At 71.1% G+C, this 20949-nt stretch carries 26 protein-coding genes; 25 read left to right on the forward strand and 1 reads right to left on the reverse strand.

The genetic code is table 11. From position 1 onward, the window contains the following. Nucleotides 1–553: hypothetical protein (locus OOJ91_RS33515; RefSeq protein WP_266251577.1), on the forward strand; the 553-nt coding region annotated here is incomplete at its 5' end. Here the strand turns inward: OOJ91_RS33515 and OOJ91_RS33520 are convergent. Continuing rightward, nucleotides 480–1058, reverse strand: coding sequence for a hypothetical protein (locus tag OOJ91_RS33520; protein ID WP_266251578.1), 579 nt, complete (start codon nt 1056–1058; stop codon nt 480–482). The genes OOJ91_RS33515 and OOJ91_RS33520 overlap by 74 nt on opposite strands. A gap of 601 nt (nt 1059–1659) precedes the next feature. Between OOJ91_RS33520 and OOJ91_RS33525 the strand changes: the two genes are divergently transcribed. From OOJ91_RS33525 to OOJ91_RS33635, 24 genes are all read left to right on the forward strand, one after another. Further along, a complete protein-coding gene (locus tag OOJ91_RS33525; RefSeq protein WP_266251579.1) occupies nt 1660–2955 on the forward strand; it encodes an ADP-ribosyltransferase in 1296 nt (431 codons plus the stop codon). A 3-nt stretch (nt 2956–2958) separates the two neighbouring features. Next, nucleotides 2959–3330, forward strand: a complete 372-nt coding sequence (locus OOJ91_RS33530) for a hypothetical protein (protein WP_266251580.1) — start codon at nt 2959–2961, stop codon at nt 3328–3330. A 62-nt stretch (nt 3331–3392) separates the two neighbouring features. Next, on the forward strand, nt 3393–3713 hold the full coding sequence (locus OOJ91_RS33535) for a hypothetical protein (protein ID WP_266251581.1): 321 nt from the start codon (nt 3393–3395) through the stop codon (nt 3711–3713). Between the two features lie 35 nt (nt 3714–3748). Then, nucleotides 3749–4234, forward strand: coding sequence for a hypothetical protein (locus tag OOJ91_RS33540; RefSeq protein WP_266251582.1), 486 nt, complete (start codon nt 3749–3751; stop codon nt 4232–4234). A gap of 82 nt (nt 4235–4316) precedes the next feature. Further along, the gene (locus OOJ91_RS33545) at nt 4317–5210 is read left to right on the forward strand and encodes a hypothetical protein (protein ID WP_266251583.1); all 894 of its coding nucleotides are present in this window, start codon (nt 4317–4319) and stop codon (nt 5208–5210) included. A gap of 41 nt (nt 5211–5251) precedes the next feature. Further along, complete coding sequence (locus OOJ91_RS33550; protein ID WP_266251584.1) at nt 5252–6013, forward strand: DUF7221 family queuine tRNA-ribosyltransferase-like protein; 762 nt, start codon at nt 5252–5254, stop codon at nt 6011–6013. Nucleotides 6014–6083: 70 nt separating this feature from the next. Further along, nucleotides 6084–6455, forward strand: coding sequence for a hypothetical protein (locus OOJ91_RS33555; protein WP_266251585.1), 372 nt, complete (start codon nt 6084–6086; stop codon nt 6453–6455). A 69-nt stretch (nt 6456–6524) separates the two neighbouring features. Further along, nucleotides 6525–6923 (forward strand): hypothetical protein, encoded by a 399-nt coding sequence (locus OOJ91_RS33560; RefSeq protein ID WP_266251586.1) that lies wholly within the window; start codon nt 6525–6527, stop codon nt 6921–6923. A 207-nt stretch (nt 6924–7130) separates the two neighbouring features. Then, nucleotides 7131–8246, forward strand: coding sequence for a hypothetical protein (locus OOJ91_RS33565; protein WP_266251588.1), 1116 nt, complete (start codon nt 7131–7133; stop codon nt 8244–8246). Between the two features lie 80 nt (nt 8247–8326). Next, nucleotides 8327–8638: a hypothetical protein gene (locus OOJ91_RS33570; protein ID WP_266251589.1), complete on the forward strand. Its 312-nt coding sequence runs from the start codon at nt 8327–8329 to the stop codon at nt 8636–8638. Further along, entirely contained in the window at nt 8635–9501 is an 867-nt protein-coding gene (locus OOJ91_RS33575; protein WP_266251590.1) for a hypothetical protein, read from the forward strand. Before OOJ91_RS33570 ends, OOJ91_RS33575 begins: the two co-directional genes overlap by 4 nt. Before the next feature lie 142 nt (nt 9502–9643). Next, nucleotides 9644–12001 carry a DNA translocase FtsK gene (locus tag OOJ91_RS33580; RefSeq protein WP_266251591.1) on the forward strand — a complete coding sequence of 786 codons (2358 nt, stop codon included), beginning with the start codon at nt 9644–9646 and terminating at the stop codon, nt 11999–12001. Between the two features lie 107 nt (nt 12002–12108). Next, nucleotides 12109–13959: a hypothetical protein gene (locus tag OOJ91_RS33585; RefSeq protein ID WP_266251592.1), complete on the forward strand. Its 1851-nt coding sequence runs from the start codon at nt 12109–12111 to the stop codon at nt 13957–13959. Between the two features lie 138 nt (nt 13960–14097). Continuing rightward, a complete protein-coding gene (locus OOJ91_RS33590; RefSeq protein ID WP_266251593.1) occupies nt 14098–14280 on the forward strand; it encodes a hypothetical protein in 183 nt (60 codons plus the stop codon). Nucleotides 14281–14383: 103 nt separating this feature from the next. After that, nucleotides 14384–15208, forward strand: a complete 825-nt coding sequence (locus OOJ91_RS33595) for a hypothetical protein (RefSeq protein WP_266251594.1) — start codon at nt 14384–14386, stop codon at nt 15206–15208. Nucleotides 15209–15375: 167 nt separating this feature from the next. Then, on the forward strand, nt 15376–15828 hold the full coding sequence (locus tag OOJ91_RS33600) for a hypothetical protein (RefSeq protein ID WP_266251595.1): 453 nt from the start codon (nt 15376–15378) through the stop codon (nt 15826–15828). 95 nt (nt 15829–15923) lie between these two features. Beyond that, nucleotides 15924–16691 carry a hypothetical protein gene (locus tag OOJ91_RS33605; RefSeq protein ID WP_266251596.1) on the forward strand — a complete coding sequence of 256 codons (768 nt, stop codon included), beginning with the start codon at nt 15924–15926 and terminating at the stop codon, nt 16689–16691. Between the two features lie 72 nt (nt 16692–16763). Further along, nucleotides 16764–16970: a hypothetical protein gene (locus tag OOJ91_RS33610; RefSeq protein ID WP_266251597.1), complete on the forward strand. Its 207-nt coding sequence runs from the start codon at nt 16764–16766 to the stop codon at nt 16968–16970. Beyond that, entirely contained in the window at nt 16967–17332 is a 366-nt protein-coding gene (locus OOJ91_RS33615; protein WP_266251600.1) for a hypothetical protein, read from the forward strand. The genes OOJ91_RS33610 and OOJ91_RS33615 overlap by 4 nt, the downstream gene beginning before the upstream one ends. Next, nucleotides 17329–18549 (forward strand): hypothetical protein, encoded by a 1221-nt coding sequence (locus tag OOJ91_RS33620; protein ID WP_266251602.1) that lies wholly within the window; start codon nt 17329–17331, stop codon nt 18547–18549. The genes OOJ91_RS33615 and OOJ91_RS33620 overlap by 4 nt, the downstream gene beginning before the upstream one ends. An 85-nt stretch (nt 18550–18634) precedes the next feature. Then, complete coding sequence (locus tag OOJ91_RS33625; protein ID WP_266251604.1) at nt 18635–19066, forward strand: hypothetical protein; 432 nt, start codon at nt 18635–18637, stop codon at nt 19064–19066. Between the two features lie 22 nt (nt 19067–19088). Further along, nucleotides 19089–19274, forward strand: a complete 186-nt coding sequence (locus OOJ91_RS34655; protein WP_439117163.1) for a zinc finger domain-containing protein — start codon at nt 19089–19091, stop codon at nt 19272–19274. A gap of 47 nt (nt 19275–19321) precedes the next feature. Continuing rightward, nucleotides 19322–19552, forward strand: a complete 231-nt coding sequence (locus OOJ91_RS33630; protein ID WP_266251606.1) for a hypothetical protein — start codon at nt 19322–19324, stop codon at nt 19550–19552. A 114-nt stretch (nt 19553–19666) separates the two neighbouring features. Further along, entirely contained in the window at nt 19667–20866 is a 1200-nt protein-coding gene (locus OOJ91_RS33635; RefSeq protein ID WP_266251608.1) for a competence protein CoiA family protein, read from the forward strand. Nucleotides 20867–20949: the final 83 nt, after the last annotated feature.

A 20949-nucleotide genomic window follows, 5' to 3' on the forward strand; every position in this document is an offset into this window, starting at 1 on the left:
GGCCATCGCGTATGGCTGCTGGCAACCCAGCCTGGTCGACGCTGAGCCGGTCGCCGAGCTGTTGCGGACGCTGGTGGCCACCGGGTGGACGTTCACGTACCTCGCCGAGCGGCTGGAGCGGCGGATCATGACGGTTTCCGCGATCGCTCACGGCGAGCGGGACCGGGTCTCTGACGACCTGGCCGTCGCGGTGTCCGACCTGTACGACGAGCTGTTCACGTACCCGGCCCCGACTGGCAGGGCGGCTACCTACGCCCGGCGTACTGCCGCGCGGCACGGCTGGCGGCCGATCGTCGACGAGCCGTGGCGCTCCCTGGTCGACGTCGACGAGGTGGTCGTGCACCGCGCCGTGCGGCAGGAAGACCCGGGGCGGAAGCTGGGCGTGGCGGAGCGCGGCGCCGCAATCGATCACGTGGTGCGGGTGAGCCGCCGCAACCAGGTAGATGCGGCAAGGGTGCTCGGGATCAACGTCCGCACCGTCATGCGCCACGTCCACCGGGACCGCGCTGAGCCGGACGCTGTGGAGCCGGGGAAGGCGCAGCTCGTCCGTTGAAGGCTGCCTGAGGCGCGGTAGATCCGCCTACGGCGGTTCCTGGCGGCGCATCCCGCCGCGATCTGCTGCCCAGCCAGGCTGCGATGATCACGCCGGCGAGGGTGAAGATCGCCAACACGATCGGGAGGATCACCTTCTCGATCGTCCAGCCGGTGTCCGAGTCGGCAATGCCCTTCGCGTCAGTGGAGTCTGGTGCGCGCGCCGGGGGCGCGGCGACGTCGGTGAGCTGCGTGGACCCGGTGCCGCTCTGGGCCGGTGCAGGGCTGCCCCTTTCGCTCTCCGGGACGCGTTCGGCGGTCACGCGGATGACGACGCTCTCCGGGGGCACCAGCGGTTCCGCAGTGCCCCCGGCAAGCACGGCAACCTCCAGGAGCAGCTCGTAGTCGCCTGGTTCGCTGGCCTTGACCGACCAGATCCACCGGCCCACGTCGGCTCGATTGGTCAACGGCACGATGGTCCACGTGCTCGACGCGCCGATATTGATTCGTGAATCGGTGCTGGTCAAGCGCCCTTCGACACGCCCCCCGAGTGGAACACCTGTCGCTTGTGCGACGCGCCGATCGGTCGGTGTCACGCCTGGCCGCGGCGACTCCGTAGGTGTCACACACTCGAGGTCTCGGGCGTCAGGCCCACAGAGGAAGACGCGGATGGGAAACGATCTGCCCACCACGACGATCCCGCTGGTGGTGACGGAAAGAGTGCCCTCGAAGAGAGCTTTCCGGTTGTTCTCGATCGTCGCGCTGTACCTGAGCTGGTCTGGCTCCGGCGGAGTCCGCGAGAACAACCGCCCACTGACGGCTCCACCACTCAGGAGGTCCAGGGCTGCCGCCAGCATGGACAGGACCGCCAAGCCGATGGGGACCTTCTCACGCAGGGTCCATCTCCTGCGCGAGCGCTCACCCGAACGCCGCTGCTCACTACCGCTGCCACTCGGCACGCTGACCTCCCCGGAGCGACCCCGTCGGACCAGTGTGAAGTACCCCCGCACCTCCGAGAACGCTGAGGTCCGAGTGCTGCGACGCTGCCTCCGGTGACCAGGTCGTGACAGTGCGCCGGGAGGAGTAGCGGCAGGACGCAAGCCCGCCCACGCCGGGACGATCCGTCTCGTGACCGTCCTGCTCGCCCGCTGGGTCCTCCGCAAAGACTGGCAGGAGGGCGACCACCCGCGCGACAGCCGCGGTCGTTTCATCGAGGTCGGAACCTGGGTTCGGGCGTGGACGCCCGGCGTCGGCGAGACCGTCGGCGAGGTGATGGCCACACCGGGCGGCGGGCAGCTACAGGTCCGGACCCGCGCCGGGTGGGTGTCGATGGTCGCCGCCCGGGACGTCGAGGGCTCGGGTCTGCGGCCGAACCCGCCCGCCGAGCCGCTCGACACCGAGACGGTGCGCCAGCTGCTCGACCCGGACTCCGGGGTCACCGTGGCCGAGTTGCGTGGCCGGCTCGCCGCCGGCGACGGCACCGCCGAAGAGCGGGCGGAGTGGGCGGCGGCCGCCGACTGGTTCGACGCCGCGGCGGAGCGCGCCAAGACGGAGGAGCTGGCGGTCACCTACCTGGCGGGCATCATCGGCTCGCCGGATCCGGACGGCGCGGTGAAGGCGACCCTGCCGCACCTCACCGGCGACGCCCAGGCCGCCCTGATGCAGATGCTTCACGGCGAGCTGGCGCACCGGGCCGGGGAACCGGCCGGACTGCGGCACGGCGTGCGCCGCTGGGACGGCACCGCCGACGGCGCGGTGTGGGCCGAGCGGAACATGCAGGCGCCCGACGGGCTCACCGGCGACGAGATCGACGCCGCCCGCGCCTACATCAAGGACCCGGGCATCAACCAGGCGCTGCGCGCGGTGGTGGCCACCACCGACGACGACCGGGACCAGGTCTCCGCGCTCGACGCCGCTATGGCGAAGAGCCGGCTGCCGCAGCCGATCCTCGTCACCCGCGGCACCGGCGCCGGCGCGCTGGAGGCGGCTGGGGTGCAGGGCCGGGACGACGACGACGGCATGCACGGGCTCGTCGGGCAGATCCTCACCGACCCCGGCTACCTGTCCACGTCCATCAGCTCGGAACCTCCGGCGGAGTTCGCCGCAGCGGATGTGCAGTGGCTGATCCGGGTGCCCCGCGACACCCCGGGCCTGTACCTGGGGGTGCCGCCGTTCGACACCGTCGACGGGGAGCAGGAGCTCCTGCTGGGCCGTGGCCAGCGGCTGGTGGTCCACGGGGTCTATCGGGGGCCGGACCGCGAGTACCGGCCGCCGTGGGGCGGGTCACGCACCATCTCCGGTCAGTGGTTCGTGGAGGCCGAGGTCGTTCCCGCCGAGTGGCAGCCCGGGCCCGGCTGGGCGCCCGACCCGTACGGTGACGTCTACGCCGGCTACGGCGACGGCAGCAACGCGTGGGTGGAGTGAGCCATGGGTCTGAGTGAGCGGTGGAGCAAGGACGAGCAGACGTTGCAGCTGCGCCCGGACGGCGGTCAGGGCCGGTACGGGGTGCGCCCGGACGGGACGGTCCAGGCGGCCGCGGTGGTCGACGTCGCTGCGGGCCGGGCCGTCGGGGTGCTGTGGGCGGACAGCAACGGGGCGGCGGGGTTCCGGCCGGTGCCGGGGCCGGGTGCCGCGCAGGCATCGGCGTGGGCGGGCCGGGTGCTCGCCGCGCTGTACGGCGAGGGTGTGCCGGCCGACCGGGTGGTGGCGGCCGGGGCGCGGTTCGCGCCGGCGTATCAGCTGGGGGAGCCGGCGTCGTTTGAGTCGGTCGCGGAGGCGTTGGCGTCGCTTGATCGTTGATCAAAGCCCGTGCTAAACTTGCTGTGTGCGGGTGAGCGACCCGCGCATGGGAGGAAGATTGCATGCACGGCACGACGACCGACCTCACTCCGGTCCGGAAGCTCAACAAGCACGAGGCCGTCTCTCACGACGGGCTGTGGCTGTACGTGTGGGTCGAGGATGGATCCACGCCCTGGCATACCGAATACCGGCCCACCCAGCAGTGGGTCTACTACCCGTCCCTGATCGAGGCCCGCCGGCAGACCGCGAACGGCGCCGCCCTGCAGCAGATGGTCTACGACTGCGAGGCCATCCTCCGCGAGCCCAGGTCCACCCCGCAGAGCCAGGAGCTGGCCCGGAAGCGCCTTGACCACTACGCGGCCCTCAAGACCGCCTGCGCCTGACCAGTGGGTGAGCGACCCACACGGAAGGACCCGCGATGAGCCTGACCAACACCGAGTGCGGCCGGCCCGGATGCCTCTGCTGGATGCTCGGCATCTGCGAGGCCCCGGCCGCCCCGCCAGGGCCCGAGCCGGAGACTCCGGCCGCTACCCGGCCGCAATACCTGATCCTCGTTCCTGGTACGCAGCGGGACGAGGACCGCTACACCGGAGTCGTCCGCCTGGGCCGGAAGGTCGTCGTCGAGTGCGGCCACCGGCACACCAACCGCGACATGACTACCAAGACCAACGGCCGATCCGCCCGCGACTGCGCCGACCGGCTCCTGCGCGCCGCGCACCGTCCGGCCTACGCGGCAGAGATCATCACCGCGTCGCGGAACGCCTGGATGCAGATGCGGGGACCGTGGGCCACGACCGCCGCCCAGCTCCAGCGGGCCAAGGTCGCGTGCATCGCCGACGCCGACAAGCTCGCCGCGACGATCACCCAGCTGCGCGCCGCGATCGCCGAACTGCCCAGCACCTGACGCGACCACCGCGAGGGCGGCAGCTGCCCAGCTGCCGCCCTCGCGCAACGCGGGTGAGCGACCCGCGCGAACGGGAGGTCCCATGCCTACGCCACTGGCACTGACCACCACCCCGGCCAGTCTCGACGGGTGGTGTCAGCGCTGGAACCGACGCCAGCACAGCTGGCGACACGTCTCGGAAGGCGGCTTCGACAAGCGCCGGTACGCCGTAGAGCCGATCGAGGAAAGCCTCGCCAAAGAGTTCGTCGCCCAACACCACTACAGCGGAACCTTCGTGGCCGCGATTCGCCGCTACGGGCTGCTGGACCTCGCCGAGGGCCGTCGCCTCGTCGGCGTGATCGTGCTGTCCTCGCCGATGCAGGAGCGGGTGCTGACCCTGCCGTTCCCGCACCTCGAGCCCTACGCCCAGTCGGCGGAACTCGGCCGCCTGGTGCTGTTGGACGAGGTCCCGGCGAACGCAGAGTCCTACGCGATGCGCCGCGCCTTCAAGCTCGCCGCCGGCGACGGCTTCCGAGGCGTCGTCGCCTACTCCGACCCCACGCCGCGGACCCGCCGCAACGACGCCGGCGAACTGGAGGAGTACATGCCGGGCCACTGGGGTGATGCCTATCAGGGGTGCGGCGGCGACTACTACGGCCTCTCACGCCGGGTGAAGGAGGCGGTGCTTCCCGACAGCACGCGGATGACGGACCGGACGCTGCGCAAGGTGATCGGCGCCGAATCCGGCTTTCGGGGAGTGGTCACGAGGCTCGTCGACTTCGGAGCCATGCCGCCCACCATGGCGGACCTGGTGAGCAAGGAGAGCCGCAAGGCGTGGCTGGCGGCCGCGCTGGCCACCGCCGCCGAGCGGTGGGAGATCAGCGGCGGGAAACACCGGTACGCCTTCAAGATCGGCGGTCGACGGCAGAAGCGCAAGACGGTGCTGGACGTCAAGACGAAGCCGTACCCCAAGCGGGATCTGGCCCTGGCTGCTTGAGCTCGGCGGGTGAGCGACCCGCCCACGGATCGGAGGGCAACGTGCGGTTCTACCTGGGGACCGGTATGCCGGGCTGGCTGGCCACCGTGCCGGTGCCGCTGTTCATCTCCCACCGGCGCCTGACCAAACGCAAGACCCTGCCGAGGGCGATCGCGCCGTGGGCGCTCGACTCCGGCGGGTTCACCGAGCTGTCCATGTTCCACGAGTGGCGCACCACCCCGAAGCCGTACGTCGCCGCGGTGCGCCGCTACGTCGACGAGGTCGGCCAGCTGGACTTCGCGTCGCAGCAGGACTGGATGTGCGAGCCGTCGATGCTGGCCAAGACCGGTCGGACGGTCGAGCAGCACCAGGACCTGACTGTGGCGAACTTCGTCGAGCTCCGGTCACTCGCCCCGGACCTGCCGATCATCCCGGTCCTTCAGGGCTGGCGGACGGTCGAGTACCTGCGCTGCGTCGACAAGTTCGCGGCCGCCGGCGTCGACCTGACGAAGGAGCCCCGGGTCGGGATCGGGTCGGTGTGCCGGCGCACGAGCCTGCTCGGGACGAGCCTGCTCATCAGCAGGCTCGCCGCTGACGGGATCGCCGTGCACGGTTTCGGCTTCGGCGTGAAGGGCTTGGAGTTCAGCGCTCAGCACCTCGCGTCCAGCGACTCGATGGCGTGGTCGGCGGCCGGCCGCCGGGAGCCGGGCTGCGACCCGGGCCACAAGACGGAGGCTAACTGCCTCGACTACGCCCTCTGGTGGCGTGGGCGTGTCCTGCGCGCTGGCGGCGGTCACGTCGAGGACTACGCGCTCGCCGCGTGACCTGGGCGGCGCCGGCGTATCTCCCTATGCTGGACAACCCCAGTCTCTTCGTCGCCCCATGGAGCTGCACATGCACGTCTACGCCCTGAACAGTCCGATGGACTTCTTCGACGGCCTCATCCCGCTGCCCGCCTGGCTGTCCGACGGTGAGGCCGCTGCCGGCCGAGCGCGGTGGGCTGTCGGCGCGATCCTCGCGCTCGCCGACGCGAAAGTGGATTGGGATGGGGACATGCGGCACGAGCCGTACGTGGGCGCGGTGCCGAACGGGGACGGCGGTACGGCCACCTACCTGGTCGTCAAGCAGGAGGGCAACGGCGGCACCTTCGTGGTCAGCAACGTGCGGATGGCCTGGCTGGAGGACGACTACAACCGGTACGACGAGGTGCGGGACCGGGATCTGGGCAACCAGTGGCAGGTGGATGACCTTGGGCGGCGGGGGTGACAGGCCGCCCCCGCCGCGATACAGTCCATGTGTGCGGGTGAGCGACCCGCCTACAGTGAAGGGGTCAACATGGAAATGGAACTGGTACTGCGAGCCCTCGCCGGCCCCCTGGTCGTCGGGATCGTGCTCGGCTCGGTCATCCTGTGGTCCAACCTGCGCGAGAAGCGCCGCGACCCGGGCACCGTGTTCGCCGTCGTCGACGAGCGCACCTACAAGCAGGCGCTGGCACGGATCCGCCGCCTGGAGGACCGCGCCGACACTCACGAGGACATCGAGAGCATCTGGCGCGACCACGTGAAGGTCCAGGGACTGCTCATCGCGATCCGCCAGTGGCTGAAGCGCGAGATCAAGATCGGCGCGCGCCGGAAGGCCCTCGACCGGGCCCGGCGGCTGGAGCAGATCGAGCTGCAGCTTGAGCAGTTGCACGTCCGGATGTTCGGGCACTCGTCGGGCCTTGAGGCATCCTGACCGACCTGGTGGGGCCGGGCGATGCCCGGCCCCACCAGTCTGTTTCCAGTCGAGCGTCGATCCGCGCTGGTGGCCTGATCGCGGTGCTCACCGGCGCCGCTGACACGGACTGACCGTAGATCGGCGCGTGACAATCACAAACCCCGCCTGTATCGTGTTATGTGTACGGGTGAGCGACCCGCCATCGGAATGGAGGAAGTGATCAGAATGTCAGCCCAGGTCGACCTGGCCACGCTGCGGAAGCAGCTGGCAGCCGCTTTACGCCGGCGCGACCCGGCCGATCGGGCCATGTACGCGGAGGTGGTCGCGGCCGACGCCGCGGTGGCGCACCGCGATGTGCTTCAGGAACGCGACGTCGTTGCAGCGGCCCTGCATGTGCACCACGACTGGCCGATCAGCCGCATCGAGGGAGCCCTGCGTCTGGGGGCGAAGAACCGGGAGCCGCTGCGCGCCGCGCTCGCCGAGAACACCAACCCGCCGAACGTCGCCGAGCCGGCCGCGAAGCTGGCCGAGCTGGCCGAACTGGGCCGGGAGCTGCATACCCTACGGCAGGACGCCACCGAGGCGGCCGGCCGGGAGTGGGAGGCCGCGAAGGCCTCGCCCTTGCCGCCGGTCGAAGGGCTGCCTGACGTCCCCGAGCAGCGCGTCGAGGCAATCGGGAATCTGCTGCGGACCGTCCGGGCCGACCTGGCCCGGGTCGTGAAGATGCGTAACCAGGCGGCGGCCGGCATGGTTTCGCACCGGGGGTGGCCGACGGTGGCCGCAGCCCGGATTGCAGGCACCAGCGGCACCCGGCTCGACGAGACTCCGCCGGCGCCGGACAGCCCGGCCCTGCGAGACGAACTGCTGCGGCTGGCCCGTCACGGCCGGAGCCTCACCGCCAAGATCGCCTCGCTTGAGGCGGAACAGCGCCGGCTGGCTCGACAGGTGCCGGCGCAGGTCAGGACCGAGCCGGTCACCGACGTGCCCGTGGCGCAGCTGCGCCGCAAGGTCGCCGCGGTCGCGAAGGTCGCGAGCCCGGAGGACCGAGCGGAGAAGGCCGACGAGTTGGCGAAGGAGCTGTACGACCTGCGCCGGCAGGTGATCGTCGAGCGCACGGCGGCCGCCGGGCACCTGCACGTCCACGAGGGTCGGCCACTGGCCCAGCTCGTGGAGGTCATCAGCCCCGGTTCGCGGAACCAGTCGCAGCTGCGTACGCAGATCGACCGGCTCGGTGCGGCGCCGGCGAAGGTCCCGAACGCCGAGCAGGTGCTCGCGGACCGGGCCGAGGTGGCCCGGGCGATCACCGAGTTGCTGAGCGAGGTCCGCGCGCTGCGCGGATAACGAACGACCTGGCGGCCCGGCACCGGGCCGGGCCGCCATCGAGCGGCGGGTGAGCGACCCGCTGACGTGAAGGGAGCACGGTGGACAGCGGAAACATCACATCCGGCAACCAGGACCGGGACACGGCCGGCGACCAGGCGGCCCGAGAGCAACTGCGCCGCTCGGCCGTGTGGGCGGACATCGTCGATACCAGTGAGCAGATCAACGAGGGTGGCGAGCCATCACGCCTCACTGTGCTGCACGAGCACCGCGCGGCACAGTGGCGCCGCTACGCCGGCCTCGCTCCGGAGGCCGGCTACGCCACGGCGGCGAGCATCGCCGCGCAGCTCGACGACGAGAAGGCAGCCGGGTACCTGGCCGCCACCAACAACCAGGGTGAGGCTGCGGCATGAGCGACGTGAACACGCCCAACAGCAGCATCACCCCGGTGTTCGTCCCGAACTACCAGTCGAATCTGCTGGCGGGCAACACTCACCACTACGGCCCGAACGGCCGGATCCAGGGCGTGGACTTCTACCGGGTGGCGATGACCGTGATCGTCCCCGCCGAGCCCAGCGACGCACGCACGGACCTTGAGGACTCGCTCCGCGAGGACCACCGCCGTCCGGGGCAGCCGTACGGGCTCGCGCTCCTGGAGTCGCAGCAGTTCGGCGTCATGCTGCTGACGGAACCGTCGACGATCGAGGCTTTCCGCAGCGGCACGGCCGTGTTGCCCGGCGGCGCGGACGCGACCATCTACGGCGGCTGGCCATCGTGCGGCTACGGCCCCTGGGAGAAGATCATCCCGGCGGCGACCTGGTACCCCGGGGGCACGGGCATCCTCGACGAGTTCGAGGGCGTCGACGGCGCCAAGGTCACCCTCTACGAGTACACGGTCGACGAGGGATTGGCCTGGAACCGGCGCGGTACGCCCACGGGCAAGACGACCGCCATGGTGGGTTGGCACTGCGACCGCTGCCACCGTCCGTACGAGATGGAGTTCGACGAGCGGTTCGAGAACCGGGGTCCGCATGACCGGCAATGGGCAGGCCGGAACGCCCGTGGCCACGCCCGCGGTCAGGACGGAAAATGCCGGCCCCCACGGGGCGATCTGGAAGAGCTCGTCTCCGCCGTGGCGTCGGACCTGCGGGGCTACCGGGTGGAGGTGCCGTCTCAGGCGGCGTCCTGCGCTGCCGAGGAGGGATGCGCGCGGGTACGGCACGCGCGGGCGGTCACGGCGAGGCTGGCCTCGGCTGCGGGTCAGACCGGCCGGTGATCAGGCCGCAGCACCTGCCCGCGCTGCGCCAGATGTGAACGAAACCGACGCCCCCGGCGCGCAAGTGGTTGCGCACCGGGGGCGTCAGTTCATACAGTTGAATGGATGCAGGGGTGAGCGACCCCTCCCGGGAAGGACCGACATGGCCGCCAGACGCACCACTCGTACCCCGGCAAGCCGCACCGGCCGCACGCCGGCACGGCGCCCGACGACCACCCGCAACCCGAAGCGCCCCAGTACCCGACGGCCCAGCCGGAAGTTCGGCAACGGCAAGAAGGCGCTCACACTCGCCGTCGCCGGCAGCCTGCTGGCCGGCCGGTGGCTGCACCACCGCTACGGCGATCGCGTCCACGTCGACCCCGCGCACCGCCGGATCGGCGCGGGCCTCCTCACGGCCGCCACCGCGGTGGTCGCGGCCGCCGCGGTGTGGTTCCACCGGGCCGGTCCCGTCGGTGAGTACGCCACCGTCGCCGCCACCGCGCTGGTCGGCTTGGTCGCCTACCTCGTGCCCGCGCTCCTCGCAGTTCGGGCTGTCCGCCTGATGCGCCCCGTCGGCTTGTTCCACCGCCCGCGCATCGTCGGCTGGACAGCCCTCTACGTCGCCGGCGCGGGACTGCTGGATCTCATCCTGGCCGGACGGCCGGACAGCGCCGCCGGTGGCTTCCTGGGCCGCCTCGGCGGGCTCCTCGCCCGGGTCACGGAGTCGTGGGTCGCCGCGTTGCTGCTGTCGCTGCTCCTCGCTTTCGGGCTGATCGCGGTGGGAGCGCACACCGCCAGCCGCAACGGCCTGTCCGCGGTGCAGCGTCGCCGACACCGCCAGGTTCAGGCGGACGAGCCCGTCGACGAGCACGAGTCCGACGGGCAACTGGACGACGTCGACGCGGACGACGCGCCCACGGGCCCTCCGGCCGCTGCTCCCGTCTCGCCCGCTCCCATCTCGTCCGCTCCGGTGTCGCCGGCGGCGCCGGTCTCCCCGGCTGGGCCGAGCGCTCCGGCGCAGCCGGTCCCCGCTCGTTTGCGCGGGGAACAGCTGACCCTCCCGGACGGCTACCGGCTGCCGCCGACCAACCTCCTGGCCGCCGGGCTCCCGGCGAAGACCCGCACGGCCGCGAACGACGAGGTTGTTGCCGCGCTGACCGAGGTGTTCGAGCAGTTCGGCGTGGACGCCAAGGTGTCAGGCTTCAAGCGGGGTCCGGCCGTGACCCGCTACGAGGTGGTGCTCGGCCCGAAGGTGAAGGTCGAGGTCGTCACCCGGCTGGAGCGCAACATCGCCTACGCCGTCGGGTCGTCGGAGGTGCGGCTGCTCGCCCCGATCCCGGGCAAGAGCGCCGTCGGCGTGGAGATCCCGAACAAGGACCGGGAGATCGTGACCGCCGGGGACGTGCTGCGATCGCGGCCAGCCGCCAAGGACCGGCACCCGATGGTGGTGGCGCTCGGCAAGGACATCGAGGGCGGCTATCTGGTGGTGAACCTCGCGAAGATGCCGCACCTGCTGGTGGCAGGGGCCACCGGCGCCGGGAAGAGTAGCTTCCTCAACTCCCTGCTGGTGTCCATCCTCAGCCGGGCCACCCCGGACGAGGTGCGGCTGCTGCTGATCGACCCGAAGCGGGTCGAGATGACCGGCTACGAGGGCATCCCGCACCTGGTCACCCCGATCGTCACGAACGCGAAGAAGGCGGCCGACTCGCTGGACTGGGTCGTGCGCGAGATGGACATGCGCTACGACGACCTCGCGGCCAACGGGGTCCGGCACATCGACGACTTCAACCGCAAGGTCCGCAACGGCGAGATCAAGGCCCCGCCGGGCAGCGAACGGGAGATGCGTCCGTACCCGTACCTGCTGGTGATCGTGGACGAGTTGGCGGACCTGATGATGGTCGCGCCTCGCGACGTGGAGGACTCGGTCGTCCGGATCACCCAGCTGGCCCGGGCCGCAGGCATCCACCTGGTGCTGGCCACCCAGCGTCCCTCGGTCGACGTGGTGACCGGTCTGATCAAGGCGAACGTGCCGTCCCGGTTGGCGTTCGCGACGTCGTCCCTCGCGGACTCGCGGGTCATCCTGGACCAGCCCGGCGCGGAGAAGCTCCTCGGCCAGGGCGATGGCCTGTTCATCCCGATGGGCGCGTCCCGCGCGGTCCGCTTCCAGGGGGCGTGGGTGACCGAGAAGGAGATCGCCGCGGTCGTCGCGCACTGCAAGAAGCAGCGGGAGCCGGAGTTCCGGCCGGACGTCGTCGGGGCGTCCTCGACGCCGGCGAAGGCCGTCGAGGACGCCGGTGACGACCTGGACCTGCTGGTGCAGGCCGTCGAGCTGGTGGTGACCACGCAGTTCGGCTCCACGTCGATGCTGCAGCGCAAGCTGCGAATCGGGTTCGCCAAGGCGGGCCGGCTGATGGACCTGATGGAGGCCCGGGGGATCGTCGGCCCGTCGGAGGGGTCGAAGGCTCGTGACGTACTGGTGAAGCCGGACGGGCTGGAGGAGGTGCTCGCCGACCTGCGGTGAGAGTCCGTGTTGGGGCCCGTCGATCTGAGGGATCGACGGGCCCCAACTCTTTTGGTAGTCTACGTGTGTGCGGGTGAGCGACCCGCCGATCATGGGAGAGTGCAGGCATGGTCACTACGACCACCGGCGAGGTGGTGGACGTCGACACCGGCGTCACCGAGACCCAGGCGATGCTCATCCGAGCGTCCGTCGAGCATGACGACGCCGCGGCCGCGCTGCACCGCGCCCGCGAGGACCGGGCCCGTGACGAGCAGTTCGTCGCGGGCGTCGCCGGCTGCGACTTCCCCCAGAACATCAAGGACCAGGCCCAGCAGGCCCTCGACGCCAGCAACACCAGGGTCGCCGCCGCCGAGACGCGCTTCGCGGGCGCCGAGGCGCGCATGGCGGCCGTCCGTGCGCTCGTCGACGCCATGCGCGGCCACAAAGACCTGGCCGTGCATGCCGCCGACCTCGGGGGAATGGCCGACCCGGCCGCGTACGGCACCACCAGCACAGGAGCATCGGCCCAAGGCGACGCCCAACACGCGGCCAGCCCCTCAGGGAAGGAGACCAAGTTGAAGGATCGGCTGCGGTTGGCTGATCGGATAGTGCTCCGCGACGGAGAACACGTCGTCGGCAGCGGATCCGTGGCGGGCTCCGACGGGGAACTGATGCTCGGCGCCGCCGTGGACACGCCCGACGGCCGCCAGGTCCACCTCGCCGCGCCGGTCTACCCGGACGACAAGGCGGCGTGGCGTGGCGGCCACGCGCCATCGCAGGCAACCGTCGTCGAGGACGGCGAGGAGCTCACCGTCGACACGGGGGCCGACGTCACCGTCGTCCTGGACGCCGTCGACGCGGCCACGCTGCCGGCCCGGATCGACGAGATGATCGCCACGGCCACCGCAGGGGACAAGGAGTACCGGCAGCTGCTGAAGCAGAGCCTTCGCCTGTACGACGAGCAGACCCGTCTGGAGAGCCAGCGGTTCCCCGGCCAGGGGGAGGAGAAGATCCGCCTGGACTGGCAGGTCCAGCAGCGGCTGACGGTCCAGGGACGGCGACGCCGCGACTACGAGCAGGTCGCGGCGAAGTTGAGCCCGCAGGACCGGGCCGTGTACGACGAGCGGCAACGGCGCATCGACGCCGCCGGCCAGGACGGCTGGGAGCCCGGCCGGGAGGCCGACGCCGCCGAGATCTGCGGCGTGACTCCCGAGCAGTTCGCGGAGATCACCGAGATCGAGCGGACCGACGGGCGCCGACAGACGAGCGACCAGGTCAAGCGGATCGAAGAGCTGAAGTACGGCGGCGGTGACAGCCTGAACCCGATCCTGCCTCCGCTGCTCGAACAGCAGGCGGCGCTGGTGTGCGGGCTGACGCCGGGCGAGTACCGGGAGATGGAGATCCTGGAGGCGATCCGGCCGCAGCGTCGGTACGCCTACTTGGACGGCCGTCGGATGCGGACCGACGCCGAGCAGGCACGCCTGGACGAGCTGTACGCCGCGCCCGCCGGCGTGACCGGCGCCAACCTGCGGGAGACCCACAAGCTGCGCAACCGGTACCGCGCCGGGCTGGAGAACCACCACTCCGGGAAGTGGGACCTGGCCGACGCCCGCGCCCAGCAGGCGGCGATGGAGACGACCGCCCAGCCGCTGGACCCGGCGGCGGCCGCCGAGCTGCGGCGGGTCACCGCGGACAGGGACGCGGTCGATCAGACGCTGGATGCCCGGGGTGGCCTGGCGAGCGCCACGGTGGAGATCTCCGCTCGCAACGGCGGCGCCCTGGTGATCGAGGCCGTGCAGGAGGAAGAGGAAGGCGGGGTGCAGTACCGCGTCGACCGGAGGCCCGCCGACGCCGGCGAGGAGTGGAGCGTCGGGTACGCCACCGACCCATACACCACCACGGCGGCTGGACTGCGCAAGGTCGGCCGGCTGGCCGCAGACCTGGCCACCGCCAACACGGCCGACGACAAGCCGGCGTAACCGAGTGACGGATTCCGCGGTGCCCCGGCTTCGGTCGGGACACGCGCGGTGACCGCCAGATCGGCGGCGCGGCGGCCCCCCTCGCCTGGACAGCTTCCGGGGGCCGACCGCTACTCCCACAAGAGGAGCAGGACCATCATGGCAAAGAGCACCAGACCCGGCACCTCGAACGCGACCGCCAACGCGGCCGGCACCACCCAGCTGGGCGACGGCTGCGTCGTGCCCAGCCAGACCGGTCGGATGGTCACCTGCGAGCACGGCCCCGACGTCCCCGACCACATCGCCGCCCGGCAGGGCACCGCCGGGCACCAGCGGCAGTAGGCAAGCCCCAAGATCACCTTGTCATGCCTCCTATCGAGGCATGAATGATCGGACCCGGACCGTACCGTCAGCCCCACTACAACGAGCACCACAGGAGGAAAGAGTGAGCACCAACAGCAGCACCGCCGAATCCAAGGCGGTGGACATGGCAGCCGTCCGGCAGATCGTCGACCGCGCGGTGAAGGCGGCGGTCCCGGCCAACCAGATGACCACCCGCAAGATCCGGCCGGAGTCGGACTACGGCTTCCCCGAGCCGCAGCCCCTCGCCGGCCTGCAGGCCGCGCTGTCCGTCGCCCGGCTGGCGCAGAACCAGGCGTACACGTTCGCCAAGGGACTGCGCGGCGAAGGTTCCTCGTGGGACGAGATCGCCGACCTGCTGGAGATCGAGTGGTCCGAGGACTACGTCCGGCGGGAACGGGCGTTCGAGCTGGTCGCCGGGCCCGTCTCCAGCTACAGCTACGACCGGTACGTGTTCTTCACCTGCGGCGGCCCCCGCGGCTGCGGCGAGCGCATCACCGACCGTGGCCCGTACAACGGCTACCCCTCCGACAACGAGGACGGCCACACCGAGGGCTGCCGGCGGCTGGCCGCCGAGGTCGAGGCGTACCGGCGGAAGCAGGACGAGCTGGATCGCCGGGCCGAGGTGATGGATGAGGCGCTCCCGCTCGTCACCGACACCTTCGGCAAGGAGACCGTGCGGCGGGTCCGGTACGTGCAGTCGCACGGCGGCCGCTACCAGGGCTGGTCGACCAGCGAAACCCTCGCCGTCGCCCTGGTGCTGCGCGACGACGAGCGGCTCGGCGAGGTCGGATACTCCGACCATGAGGAGGCGCTGCGCCGGATCATGTCGGGCATGTCCACCCCGCCCCGCGACCCCGCCGGATGGCTGGCCACGGTCCGAGCCGCCGCGACCGGGCTGCAGGACTGACGGCCACCAGCTACAACCCCGACCAGCTGAACCCGGTGATCACCCACCTCAAACAAGCCTGACCGCCCTCAGACCGTGAGGGGTTCGCGCGGGCCGGGACCACCCCTAATGGCCCCGGCCCGCACCCATCCCAATCATCCCCGACCACCCAGGAGGAACCAGCCCTCATGCCCACCACCAAACGGCCCCGACCCCCGAAGACCCAGGACGACCCGGAGTTTGTCGCGCTGATCACGACCGTCGAAACCGTGCTCGCCGAGTGGTCCGGCCCGGGCCCGCTGCGACCGCACGGAGTCGCGCACCAGGACCCAAGCACCAGGCTCCTGACGTGGCACCTACGTGGCCTACCCGAGCAGCTAGACCACATCCTGGCCGCGCTGCGCGCCGCCGAGCCGGCCGAGGTCCGCCTGGCCCGCGTCCTGGCTGACATCGCGGCGCCCGCCACCTGGCAGAGCGACGCCCGGTCACCCGCGCGGCAGGCGCTGATCTGGGCGGCCCTCTCCTTGGCACACGAGGTCGGCCTCTCCGCCGGCGTCGACCACGACCCGACTGACCCCCGCCTGATCGTCGCCTACATCGAATTGCCCACCGGTCGAGTGTCGTGGCACCTGCCCGGCTGACCACCCCCGGGGCGGAGGGCGGGTCAACTACACAGAACACCACCTGATAGAATAGGTGTGTGCGGGTGAGCGACCCGCCTAGATGGGGAGGCTGCATGTCCGAGGTCACCACGATCACCACCACCACCGCCGGCGGCCGCAAGCTGTCCTTCACGACGACTCCTGACGAGTACGGCCGCGTCGTGTACGCCGTCGAGGGGATCGGAACGTTCACCATCCAGCCGGCAAACCGCTACGTCCGCGACGAGCCGAGCGTGCAGGTCGTGTTCGGACTCCTCGAAGGGCAGATCCGCTACTTCTACAACGAAGAGCTGCCCGACCGACCGGTGATCTGCCAGGTCGAGCTGGGCGGTGCGCCGACCTTCCGGCCCAGCCAGATGGACCCGAAGCGCCCCTACGGCTGGATGACCGTCCGCCGGGCAGCCGGCGGCCGGGCCCCGGAGGCGACCGCCAAGCGGACCGCCGACGTCGTGCACGCCCTCGTCAACCACTGGCAGGCCCGCGAGGACCTCGACGAGCTGATCGGCTACCAGGACTGGCACCTCGCCCCCGGGCGCCGGGCTGGCCACCTGCAGCAGATCAAGCGGCTCACCGACGAGGTTGAGAAGCTCCTCGCCCAGCTGGCCGACCAGCACCGTGGCCTCGCCGTCCAACGAGCCATCCTCGGCGACACCACCCCGGCTGAGGAGGTCGGCCCGTTCCCGGACCCGGCCACCCGGGATGGCCGGGCCATCCTGTCGCTCCGGCAGCACCTCGTCGACATGGCGCCCGAGGCGGACGACGAGCTACCCGGCGCTGACGTCGTGCAGGTCCTGGCCCGTTGGTTCGCCTCCATGAACGTGCCGCTGCCCGCCGAAGAGTGACCAGCGCGGGGGCGGGCCAAGCGTCGGCCCGCCCCCGTAACGTCACACTCATCCCGACCCAAGGAGCACCCGGTGCCCGACAAGACGAGCCCGACACCCAGCCGGCCCCGCTGGGTACGCACCCTGATGGATTACCTGGCCCTGTTCGCCGCGGTGGTGATGCTCGGCGGCATCATCCTCGGCGAACGAGCGAAGAACGGCGCGCTCGTGTTGATCTGCGCCGTCCTCCTGGTCCTGTTGGCGCTCTCGGCCGCGCTGCGAGCGGGGCACCGCCGATGACGGTCGACCGGTTCGGCTTCGCGATCGCCGTGATGGGCATCGTCCCCGGGGTCCTCCTGACCGGCGCAGTCGCGCAGTTACGCCGACGCGGCCGGGTCGCCCGGGCCGCGGTATTCATGGTCGTGGCCATCACCGCAGTGTCGGCGGCCGGCGCGGTCGCGCAGCTGGTGCTGCAGCCGGCGCCGCGGTGGCTGCCGCTGGCGACCGCGCTGGTGTCGATGGCCATCGGGTACGGGTACCTCGCCCGGCAGTTGGTGCGGCACCGGGGAGCGCTCCGCCTGTTCCGAGGAGGTCACGGTGAGTCGTGGGCGGCCGACGCTGAGGTCGCCGATGCTCTGTTCGGCCAGAAGCCCACGTCATGACCGCGAAGGCGGCCGCGGCGTGGGCTGACCTGAACGACCGGCAGCGTACATACCTGGCGGCCATCTATAACGCCGACCAGGAGCGAGAGCGGGAGATCGCCGGGAAGCGGCGCAACCGGGTGGAGGTGCCGCCGGCCGCAGAGTGGCGGAAGCTGCGGTTCTCGCTGAAGCTGCCACGGGGTCTGTTCGGGTACACGACCATCCAGGACGTCCTGCGTGCGGCTGGGGAGCACGACTCGGGTGCAGGGGCGACACTGGCGGCTCTAACCCGGCGCGGCCTGGTGACGACCGAGCACGGGTGGGCTGACCTGGGCATCATGGTCGTGGAGTGCGTTTACGTCACCCTGACCACCCCAGGCCGGGCCGCTGCCCGCGCCGCGCTGCCAGACGACGCCAAGCCGGTGAAGAAGCCGACCGGGCTGCTCGCCGAATGGCTGTGGGAGTCCCTCGCCAGGCTGTACCGGGCCGGCGAGGGCGGCATGACGATGGGCCTGCAACCTCGCGACACCCCCATGTCGGAGCGCACCCCTTCCTGGACGGCCCTGCAGAAGCTCCGCGACAACCAGCGCGACGGGAGCTACATCAGGGAGTTCCTGCCCGAGGCGAGCGCTCGTAGCCACGGCGTGGGCGGCGGCTACTGGGTTCACATCACTCCCGCCGGCCGGCGCCACTTCGAGGTACACCACGCCTGCTACCGAGAGCTGTACCCCGACGTCAACGTGGTCGACCCTGAGGTCCTCGCCGGCGCGCACTCCGGTCTGGCCGATCACTCGCCGTCCCTACGCCCCCGGCACCTGGTGCGGGAGCCAGACTGGCGGCTCCTGGCCAGGCTGACATGGATGGAGAAGCAGGATCGGTGCCCGTTCCGGGACCGCCTCATCTTCGACTACGAAAGCTGGAACCGGATGTCGACGCCGGAGCATCGGGTGGAGGTGCCCGACCGGATCCGGGCGATCCCCGTCGGGCTCGGCGCCCACGCGGTGAAGAAGATCGCCCGGTCGACGGCCGTCGTGGACCGGTTGAAGGCGTATCCCGGCGGCGGCCTGGTCGAGCTGGTCGACGTGCCTGCACGGGGTCGCCACTACGGGCCGAACCACCCGGAGACGCTGCCGTTGGTGTGCCTCACCGACACGGGCCGGGCGCACGTCGCCGAGCACCTTGATGCATATCTGCGGCTGTATCCCGACGTGCCGGTCGGCGAGATCAACGAGAGCTGAAGAAGCGGCTGAGCGGTGCCGGGGATGGGCCAGCGTCGGCCCGTCCCCGTACCCTCACATGCATCCCGACCCGAGGAGCCGCCGAGTGGAATCAGCCCGGAGATCTTCGGCCACGCCCACCGCGCGGCGCCCCGACGATGCTGCCGGTGAGGCGCTGAGCCGACTCACTGCCCGGTTCCGCGACTCCGACTCGGCACCCCGGCTGTTGGAGCGCGACGCGGCCGCCGAGGTGCTGCGTGCATTCGAGAGGGGAGAGCAGCTGCGTAGGGCGCTCGGCACCCCGGAGCCGAACGCGCAGGACTGCTTGGACGCTCTCAGCCAGGGTGCGGCCGTGCGACGTGCAGTCGACTACCAGGAGCTGCAACTGGTTGCCCGGGCCCGCCAGCTCGGCGAGGGGTGGCACCGCATCGGCGTCGCCCTGGGCTACGCGGAGGGCAGCGCGGCGAAGCTCGCCAAGGCCCGCTACGACCGCCTCCGTGAGCAGTTCCCCGGCTCTGGCGAGCCGACCGTGGACTGAGCGTCCGATGTGCTGCGGGAGGATGACCATGAACCGAGTTGAGCTGGTCCAGCAAGTCGCGTGCCCGAAGTGCAAAGCGTCCGCCGGGTCACCGTGCACTGGTCGCCGTGGCCAAGCACGCAAGGCGCAGCACGAGGCACGGTGGAACGCGGCCGGCATCACCATGCAGGAACTGACGGACTGGCACTTCCAGCATCGTCGTCAGTGAACCGCTTCGTCCCTGAGATATGCGCCCTGATTCGGAGGAACCCCCTGGTGCCCGAGTTCGAGAAGAAGGCCGTCAACCTTAAGCTCTCGCTCGCCCTTGACGACGGTCTGAGCTGGGGCGAGCTGTTCCGGTTCGTCGAGCTGGCCCGCACGTCAGGCGTCGATCCGGGGGATCAGGTACCTCTCGAATACAGCGAGCGCGACGAGTCGATCCTGGAGGGCATGGCTGTCTACCTCGCGCCCGAGGACCTGCCTGGCGCCGCGCAGCCGACCCCGTAGACCTTCAACCCCTACCACGACGGCCCTGGGAAGCCCGGGGCTGTCGTCGCGGACGGTGGATCCCGTCGGTACCACCACTCATCATGGTGATAGGACGAGTGGGAGGGGGCCTGGATGGCGGAAGCTGTGCGGCACATGCGGCTCGGGATCGACCTGAACCTGAGCCGAGCGGATCTGGGACATCCGGACCGGCCGGGGCTGTGGCACGAGCTACGGTCGCGGACGATCCACGCGGGTGAGCTGCGGTGCATGGGCGCCTGCTGGAAAGAGGATCCGGACTGCCCCGAGTGGATGTACCTCAAGGGCAACCTCGATGGGACCGGCCTGCGCCAGGCCGTGCACCTCAACAAGTCCGCCGCTCGCAACCACCCGGACGCGGTCGAGTCCGACAAGCACAAGGCCCTCAAGGACAGGGTCGCGATCGTCTCGGAACGGGCCGGGTTCTCCGTCGAGGTGGAGGCGCGCTCGCCGACCGGGAAGCGGGTCACCGACGTGCTGGTGCGCGGCGAGGGCGGGCTCAAGCTCGGGCACGAGCTGCAGGTGTCGAAGCTGTCGGTCCCGACGATCAAAAAGCGGATCCGGATCGCCCGCGAGGACGGGTTGATGCCGATGTGGACCACCGACAACGCCGCGGTGCAGGTCGAGCACCGGGCACCGTGGGCCACGATCCCGTCGACGAACGCCGGCTGGGTACGCGCCGGCACGGAGCTGCTCGTCTCCGGTGGTGCCCGGACGGCCGAGATCGAGCGGTGTGGCCGACGGGACGCGCGCTGCCCGGTGACCCGGGGACGCCCGTGCGGGCAGCTGCACGTCTACCTGGAGGCCGCCCGAGGTCTCAACCTGGACGACCTGGTCGTCGGGGCGGCGTCTGGTGCCTGGCGATCGCTTGAGCAGGCCGACACCCGCGGTCGGTCGCTGTACTACTGGGTGACCTCTGACGACATGGAGCGGTACCTGAACGACCGCAGCGGCCAGCGGCCGGTCACCGACATCGAGCTGGACCCGAGCCCGGGCGGCACCGTGACGATGACACCCCGGGAGCTGGATCTGGACTGCAACTACGGCGTTGAGACGGGGCACCGGCGGCCGCCGGCCGCTCCCCGGGATCCGCGTGGCGCGGTGGTGTTCGACCTCGGTGGGACTGCCGCGAAGGCGCGCGTCACCTTCAACTGGAGCGGCTACGCCGCCGGCGACCGGCAGCCGTGCCGCATCTGCGGATCCGGCGCCTTCACCCGGGACCAGGACGGTAGGCCGTGCCACAAGACCTGCGCCGAGGATGAGGCGACGGAGAGGGCGGCCAGGCAGGGCAGTTGAGCCTTCGGCGTCCGCCCGCCGACCAGGAATCGCTGGTCGGCGGGCGGCGGGTACGGCGGCGGCACCCGGGGTCACCGGTGGGC

This window comes from Micromonospora lupini, assembly GCF_026342015.1.
Lineage (GTDB): Bacteria > Actinomycetota > Actinomycetes > Mycobacteriales > Micromonosporaceae > Micromonospora > Micromonospora lupini_B.